Below are 6,198 nucleotides of genomic sequence, written 5' to 3'. Positions count from 1 at the left end.
GATCTAGCCGCGGTCACCGTCCGGGACGGCTCTGAGGCGGTTCCGGGGCGGGTTCTGCCCCAGAACCGCCCCGTCCCGGCCGTGAGCCGCGGCATCCTGCGGCCGTGGCCGCCGATCCACCGGACCGGCGGCCACGGCCGTTGCCGGAACTGCTCAGCCCGGGCAGGTGACCGAGACCACCTTGGCGGTCTGGTTGGAGCTGACCTTCACCCAGCCGCCGTAGACGTGGTACTGGCTGCCGGCGGTGACGGAGTAGGCGGTACGGCAGTTCTTGGGGGCGTAGAAGCCGTCGATGTCGCGCTTGGGACTGTGCCACCACCCGCCCATGCCCTTGCCGGGGGCGAGGCTGGCATAAGACCACGGGTCGCTGTCGTCATTCTTCCAGCGCACCCTGATGTAGGTGCTGGTCTTGTTCTCCACCCGGCCGCAGGGTGGGGTCGAGCAGCCGCTGGCCGCTGCCGGCCCGGCCGTGATGACACTGAGGCCTGTGGCGATGAGCGTCGTGGTGGCCAAGACGGCGATGCGCCGCCGGAGGGGGGAGCTCATGTAGAAACGGTCCTTCTGCGGGGTTTATCGGTATGGCTGGGAAATCTGGGACAGCGTATAGGTGATGTTGATTGTTCGCACCTTTCATCCCATCTGCCGTGATTTCACTGGTGAGTGACGGATCCGGATCGCCGTCCGCGCTGTGGGCCGCGGCGCTGATCATCGGTGCGCTCCTGGCCCGGTGCCGATATCGGCGAGACGGCGGCTCGGCTCCGCGGGCACCGTTCGTGCTCTGGATAGTGCCGGGCCTGCTCCCGCTCGCCTGGCAGATGATCGGGGTGGGTCCGCTGTGGATCCTGTGGCCCTCTTCATCGGCGAGAACTTCGGACTGCCGGCCGTCGGCATCGGATTGCTCGCCCTGACCGCGTACGAACGCAGCCGGTCTCCGTGGATGCCGTCCCTCGCCTGCACGACCTGGTCGGCTCTGGGCGTGACCGGCCTTCTCCGAGGCCCGGCTCCGGGCACTCGCCCTGGAGCTCCGCAGAGGGTCCCCTCGGTCGTTGTCCACCCCGGCCCCGCTCCGGCGAAGCTTCGGCGCGTATCCGGCACGATCAACCGTCAGGGCGGGACTCGAACCCGCGACTTGTTATACGTATGTGAGAGCCCGGCCGAACTTGAACCCGTTTGGAGCGGCTGCCTCAAGAACACGGTCAAGCCGCCAGCCCTCTCGCTCGATACGGTCGATCGCTTCAGTGGCCTCCTCCCCCGACCTGATCAACCAGGAAGCCCGCGACGACCCCGTTCTCCGCCATGAGCGCGCGGTACTGCTGCCGTTCATAGGGGACGCCAGGCGGCAGGGCGGCGATGCGCCAATGCAGGTGGGCGCTTGCCTGCCGGCTGCCCAAGGACAGCAGGTACGTACGCTCGCAGGGCACACATGCCCCCAAGGCGAGAGCCACCCGACGCACCACTCGCATCACCGCGAGGAACCGGTCCTCGTCAAGATCTCGCACGACATGCTCGACCGACTGATCACCTTATGCGTTAGAAGGTGAAGCGTTCCCCGAAATGTCAGGCGCAGCTCGTGGATCACCTGCACCGCGTCCAGACAGTCACCCTAGTCCGGCACCCTAGCCCGGCCGCCCGAGGTGTGTCCTCAGGCCGATGCCAGCTAGGCACCCATAGGGGATTCCAGTATCGATACAGGACAGAAAGCTCGTTTTTATTCGGCATGGATTCAGGCGATTTCCCCCTCCCTGTATGCGAAGATCCGGAGAATGTTCTCCTCCCGCGGCAGGAAACCCGTGACGGGTCCATCGCTGGTGCTGGGCGCGCTGGTGCTGGCCCTGGGCGGGTGTTCGGCCCCGCCGCCCGAAGAGGGATCGTCCGCGGATGAGCACTCGCCCGCCGCGCGCCGCTCCCCCGGCAAGGCGCGCGCCACCGCCTCCTCTCCGACGGATAGGTTTACGACCGCGCCCCCGCAGCCGGTGGCGGCTCCGACCCTGCGACTGCGATCGGCCAAGGCCGCGGTCCTCGAACCCGTCCGGGCCCGGCCCGCCACGTGCGCCCAGCCGCCGGGGCGTGCCGATGATTTCCGCGTCGCGGGCAAGGCACCGGCGTGGGAAGGGCTCGCGCTCGACAAGGATGACGCCCACGCCGAGCCGATCGGGGTGGAGGCCTCCGCGGACGGGACGATCTGGACCGTGCACGACAGCAGCGGCAGAGGGTTCAAGCCCGGTTACCTTCGCCGCTGGGACGGTTCGGCCTGGCGGACTTTCGACATTCCGGCGGTGCCGTTCAGCGGGCCGTTCGCTCCTCACTCCAACCCGCACACCGTGCAGGATGTGGCCGTGGGACCGGATGGGCGGGTACGGGTCTTCGGCAGCCCGCCGTACGCGCATAAATCTTCCGGTCCCGCGCTGTTCGTTCACACCTTGGACAAGGAGCGGTGGCGCAGCGAGGTCTTCCCCCTCACCGCCACCGCGTCCCCTGTCGCGATGGACGCCCATGGGCCATGGGTGAGGTACGGCGAGCGGGCGCTGCGCTGGACGGGTTCGGTCTGGCGGTCCTACCGGTTTCCGGCCGCGCGCTCGGGAGTCCCGTCGTACAGCACCCCGGAGACCGGCTCGATGTTCCAGGGGCCGAACGGGGAGATGTGGGGAGTCACCGGGAGCCGGGATGACGGGAACGGCCGGCGTGTGGGGTTGCTGCGCTGGGAGGGGACGGGCTGGCGGGAGATCGGGCTGCCCCGCATGGGCGACCCGGGCAGGGGTGTCCTGCCCGCCGGCGAGAGGCTTGTTGAGACCTCTTTGAAGGTCAATGACATGGCGGTGCTGGGCGCCGACGACGTGTGGGTGGTCGGCGCCGCGGCGATGCTGGCGGAGACCGGCGAGGATGAGGTGGTGGATTTCCGTCCGGTGGCGCTGCACTGGGACGGGGTTGCCTGGAGCTGTCATTGGGGTCTCGGCCCGGCCGCGAAGGGCGGGAACGAACGGTTCAATCACATCGAGTCCGATGGCGCGGGCGGGATGTGGCTGGTGAACGACACCGAGGAGCTGTGGCATCTGTCGGGCGGACGCTGGACTCGCGGGCGGCTTCCCGGCTTCGACGGTTGCGTGGGGTCGTCGGTGAATGTGACGGATCTGGTGTTACGTCCCGGTACTCGTGAGGTCTACGCGCTGGGTACGCATCACTGCGGTCGTGTGGACCGTCCCGCGCTGTGGCGGACCCGGTGACCGAGGGGCGCGGCGGCACCCGGGGCGTGGGCCGAACCCGAGTCCGGTGAAGGCTGCGGCGGATGCGGCGGCCGGCGGGACTCGAACCCGCGACCCAGGAATTGTGACACGGTCTCGAAGATCCACGATCACGCTCCCTGCCGGCGGCGAAGCCGTCAAAGATCCATAGATGACAGCCCTTTCGGCACACCACCCCTCGGTCATGAGAGCAGCACCCCGCTTGTTGCACGGGAGGAGATGCCAGGTCCAAGCAACTTGCAGGTGCCCCCGAGCCGCCGTGCCGAGCTCGCTCTTGCGTCGTCTGCTCCCGTCGCCACCTGCCATCTTCGGCCCCCACGGGCGCGGGGACTATCGGTGGGCGCGGATGGCGCACCGATTAGGTTTCCGTGCCGCGACCGTCCGTACGAGTGAGATCGACTCACAGGAGGCTGGCACGATGCGGAAACTGATCTTCGCCATGAATGTGACCCTGGACGGTTACATCGCCGCGACCGGCGACGACCTCGGCTGGAGTGGCGGGGAGGGACCGGACTCCTCGCCGAGCGCCGAGCTGTTCCAGTGGTGGTCCGACCGGGTGGACGCGACGGGCTTGGCGCTGTACGGACGCAAGTTGTGGGAAGCGATGAGCTCCCACTGGCCGACCGCCGACCAGCGGCCGGGTGTCACACCGGCGGAGATCGAGTTCGCGCGCCGCTGGCGGGACATGCCGAAGGTGGTGTTCTCATCGACGATCGACGAGGTCGACTGGAACACCCGCCTGGTCACCGGCGACGCGGTCGCCGAGATCGCCCGGCTCAGAGCCGAGGACGGCGGCCCGATGGACATCGGCGGCGCGACGCTCGCCGGGGCGGCCATGCGGGCCGGGCTGATCGACGAGTACGTGCTGGTCACCGCGCCGGTCCTGGTGGGCGGCGGCACACCGTTCTTCACCGCGCTGGACAGCTGGGTGAACCTGAACCTGGTCGGGACGCGGACGTTTCCCGGCGGCGTGGTGATGACCCGATACGAGACGAGGCGATGAGCACGGGGCCGAATGCTCGGTTCGTCGGGCCAGGTCGCAATCCTCCCTGGCCTGACTCACCGTGACCCTCGGCGATGAGGGAGCCTTTCCCGGCCCTTCCTCACGTTGCGAGTGAGCTGTCGACCGACTCGCTGAAGATGAGGACGCCGGTGGCGTCTGCCCGTGCGCTGGACTCGTCGACGACGGGGACTCATCTGATCACAGCGTCGCGGGCAGGTCCAGCCATGGTTTGTCGGTGGCGTCGAATCCGGTGAGCCCGGCGATCTTCCCGTCGACGATGTGCAGGACCGCGATGGTGAACAAACGGTATTCCGGGTCGTCGGGGGTGCGGAGGTACAGCGCGGCGGCAGGCATGCGGTTGACCGTCGTGGCGATGCAGCGCCAGTCGTCGTAGCCGCGCTGGAAGAGCCCATTGGAGACCCAGCCGTCCACCGCGTCCCTGGCCGTGACGACCAAGGTGCCCGGATCGGGCAGCATCGTGAAGCGCAGGTCGTCGCGTAGCAGGGCCATCAGCCCGTCGAGGTCGTTGCGCTCATGGGCGTCCATATACGACTTCACCACGCTGCGCTCGTCATCCGACAGCTCGTGCGTGGCAGGGCTCCGCCAGTCGAGGCGGCGGTCGGGCAGCTGCTCGCGCATCGTCGCGCGCGCCCGCTGCAGTGCGCTGGTCACCGACGCGACGGTCAGCTCGAGGGCCTCGGCGGCCTTCGACGCCGGCCAGCCGAGGACGTCGCGCAAGATGAACACCGCCCGCTGCCGCGGCGGCAGATGCTGCACGGCGACGACGAACGCCAGCTCGATCGTCTCCCGCGCCACCACCGATTCCTGCGGGTCCTCCGGGAGCATCGGGTCCGGGTAGGGCTGCAGATAGTGCACTTCCGAGCCCCCGCCGGGCAGCTCGGCAGGCACGGGTGTGCGGTCGTTGCGCTTCTCCAGGAAGTCGAGGCAGGCGTTCGTCGCGATCCGGTACAGCCAGGTCCGCAGCGCAGCGTGGCCCTTGAACGACTCCCGCTTGTTCCACGCCCGCAGGAACGTCTCCTGCGTCATGTCCTGGGCGTCCTCATAGTTGGCGAGCATCCGGTAGCAGTGCACCTGCAGCTCACGCCGGTAGCGCTCCGTGATGAACGCGAACCGTGCTGCGTCCTTCGAGCGGGCCGCCGCGATGAACGCGGCCCCGTCGTCGCCTGGCAGTCTGGCGTCGGTCATGGTCGTCAATCCTTCCGCGGGTGGCGAGGGGCTACCAGGACTGACGGCGTGGCGGAGGAGTTCTGACCCCCACCACTCGGCTCGATCTGGAACTCCGCGTCCTGTTCGGTCCGCACGACCACCCGATCAAATATCGCCCGTGGCACGCAGCCAAGGCCGAGGACGGCTCCTTCGACCGGACGGCACCCGACGAGGAGGTCCTCGACCTCGCCACCGACGAGGTACGCGGGGTCGGCGTCCACCTGCCGGGACGACGGTCCGGGCCAGCGTCCGCGCCGCCGTCGCCCTGCTCATCCGGCTGCGCGAACACGGCACCGGACTCCAGTACTGCACCGAGGTCCACCCGGACGAGTGGATCGCCGGCGGGTCCACGACCCGCTACGGCGCGCGCGGTTTCCTCGAGCGGTGCCGCAGGAACCGTCACATCGGCAAGGGCCTGGAGATCCCGGCCCGCGAGAAGCTGAGCCGTGTCCGGCCGACAGACGAAGACGAACGCCGGACGGTCAGCCGTCGCCTGACGCACGACGACGACCTCGCGATCGAGGACCGGTTCGCCGGGCTTCCGCCCTGATGGGACTCTCCACGCAACTGCCCGCTGCGGTTCCCACGGGGCTCTTGGGAATCAGCCCCGAGACCGCCACCGCCTGGACCCAGGAAGGCGGCCACTGTGCCCGATACGCCGCAACCGTCCCCGCCGAGTCGACGTCTCGATAGCCTCATCCTCGAAGATCACGTCCTCATCGTCCACCA

Annotated in this window: 5 protein-coding genes; 3 read left to right on the top strand and 2 right to left on the bottom strand. The window is 68.7% G+C overall.

Annotated features, from left to right (window positions below; all coding sequences use genetic code 11):
* Nucleotides 1-153: 153 nt before the first annotated feature.
* Nucleotides 154-546 (bottom strand): hypothetical protein, encoded by a 393-nt coding sequence (locus tag Psi01_RS42670; protein ID WP_204069919.1) that lies wholly within the window; start codon nucleotides 544-546, stop codon nucleotides 154-156.
* A 1,244-nt stretch (nucleotides 547-1,790) separates the two neighbouring features.
* Here Psi01_RS42670 and Psi01_RS42665 point away from each other — a divergent pair.
* Both Psi01_RS42665 and Psi01_RS42660 read left to right on the top strand, forming a co-directional pair.
* The gene (locus tag Psi01_RS42665; RefSeq protein ID WP_204069918.1) at nucleotides 1,791-3,221 is read left to right on the top strand and encodes a hypothetical protein; all 1,431 of its coding nucleotides are present in this window, start codon (nucleotides 1,791-1,793) and stop codon (nucleotides 3,219-3,221) included.
* Between the two features lie 436 nt (nucleotides 3,222-3,657).
* Nucleotides 3,658-4,242 carry a dihydrofolate reductase family protein gene (locus Psi01_RS42660; RefSeq protein WP_204069917.1) on the top strand — a complete coding sequence of 195 codons (585 nt, stop codon included), beginning with the start codon at nucleotides 3,658-3,660 and terminating at the stop codon, nucleotides 4,240-4,242.
* A gap of 198 nt (nucleotides 4,243-4,440) precedes the next feature.
* Here the strand turns inward: Psi01_RS42660 and Psi01_RS42655 are convergent, their stop codons facing one another.
* The gene (locus Psi01_RS42655; RefSeq protein WP_204069916.1) at nucleotides 4,441-5,448 is read right to left on the bottom strand and encodes an RNA polymerase subunit sigma-70; all 1,008 of its coding nucleotides are present in this window, start codon (nucleotides 5,446-5,448) and stop codon (nucleotides 4,441-4,443) included.
* A gap of 139 nt (nucleotides 5,449-5,587) precedes the next feature.
* On the opposite strand from Psi01_RS42655, the gene Psi01_RS42650 reads away from it, so the two are divergent.
* Nucleotides 5,588-6,019, top strand: coding sequence for a hypothetical protein (locus tag Psi01_RS42650; RefSeq protein ID WP_204069915.1), 432 nt, complete (start codon nucleotides 5,588-5,590; stop codon nucleotides 6,017-6,019).
* The last annotated feature ends 179 nt before the right edge of the window (nucleotides 6,020-6,198 follow it).

The organism is Paraplanobispora siamensis, assembly GCF_016863175.1.
Classification (GTDB): domain Bacteria; phylum Actinomycetota; class Actinomycetes; order Streptosporangiales; family Streptosporangiaceae; genus Planobispora; species Planobispora siamensis.
Note: the sequence above shows the minus strand (reverse complement) of the source record. Positions and strands in the feature narration are given on the sequence as shown.

Bases quoted from the DNA above. Each gene is read 5' to 3' on its own strand.
- Psi01_RS42670 (WP_204069919.1), bottom strand. From the start codon at position 546: ATGAGCTCCCCCCTCCGGCGGCGCATCGCCGTCTTGGCCACCACGACG.
- Psi01_RS42660 (WP_204069917.1), top strand. From the start codon at position 3,658: ATGCGGAAACTGATCTTCGCCATGAATGTGACCCTGGACGGTTACATC.
- Psi01_RS42655 (WP_204069916.1), bottom strand. From the start codon at position 5,448: ATGACCGACGCCAGACTGCCAGGCGACGACGGGGCCGCGTTCATCGCG.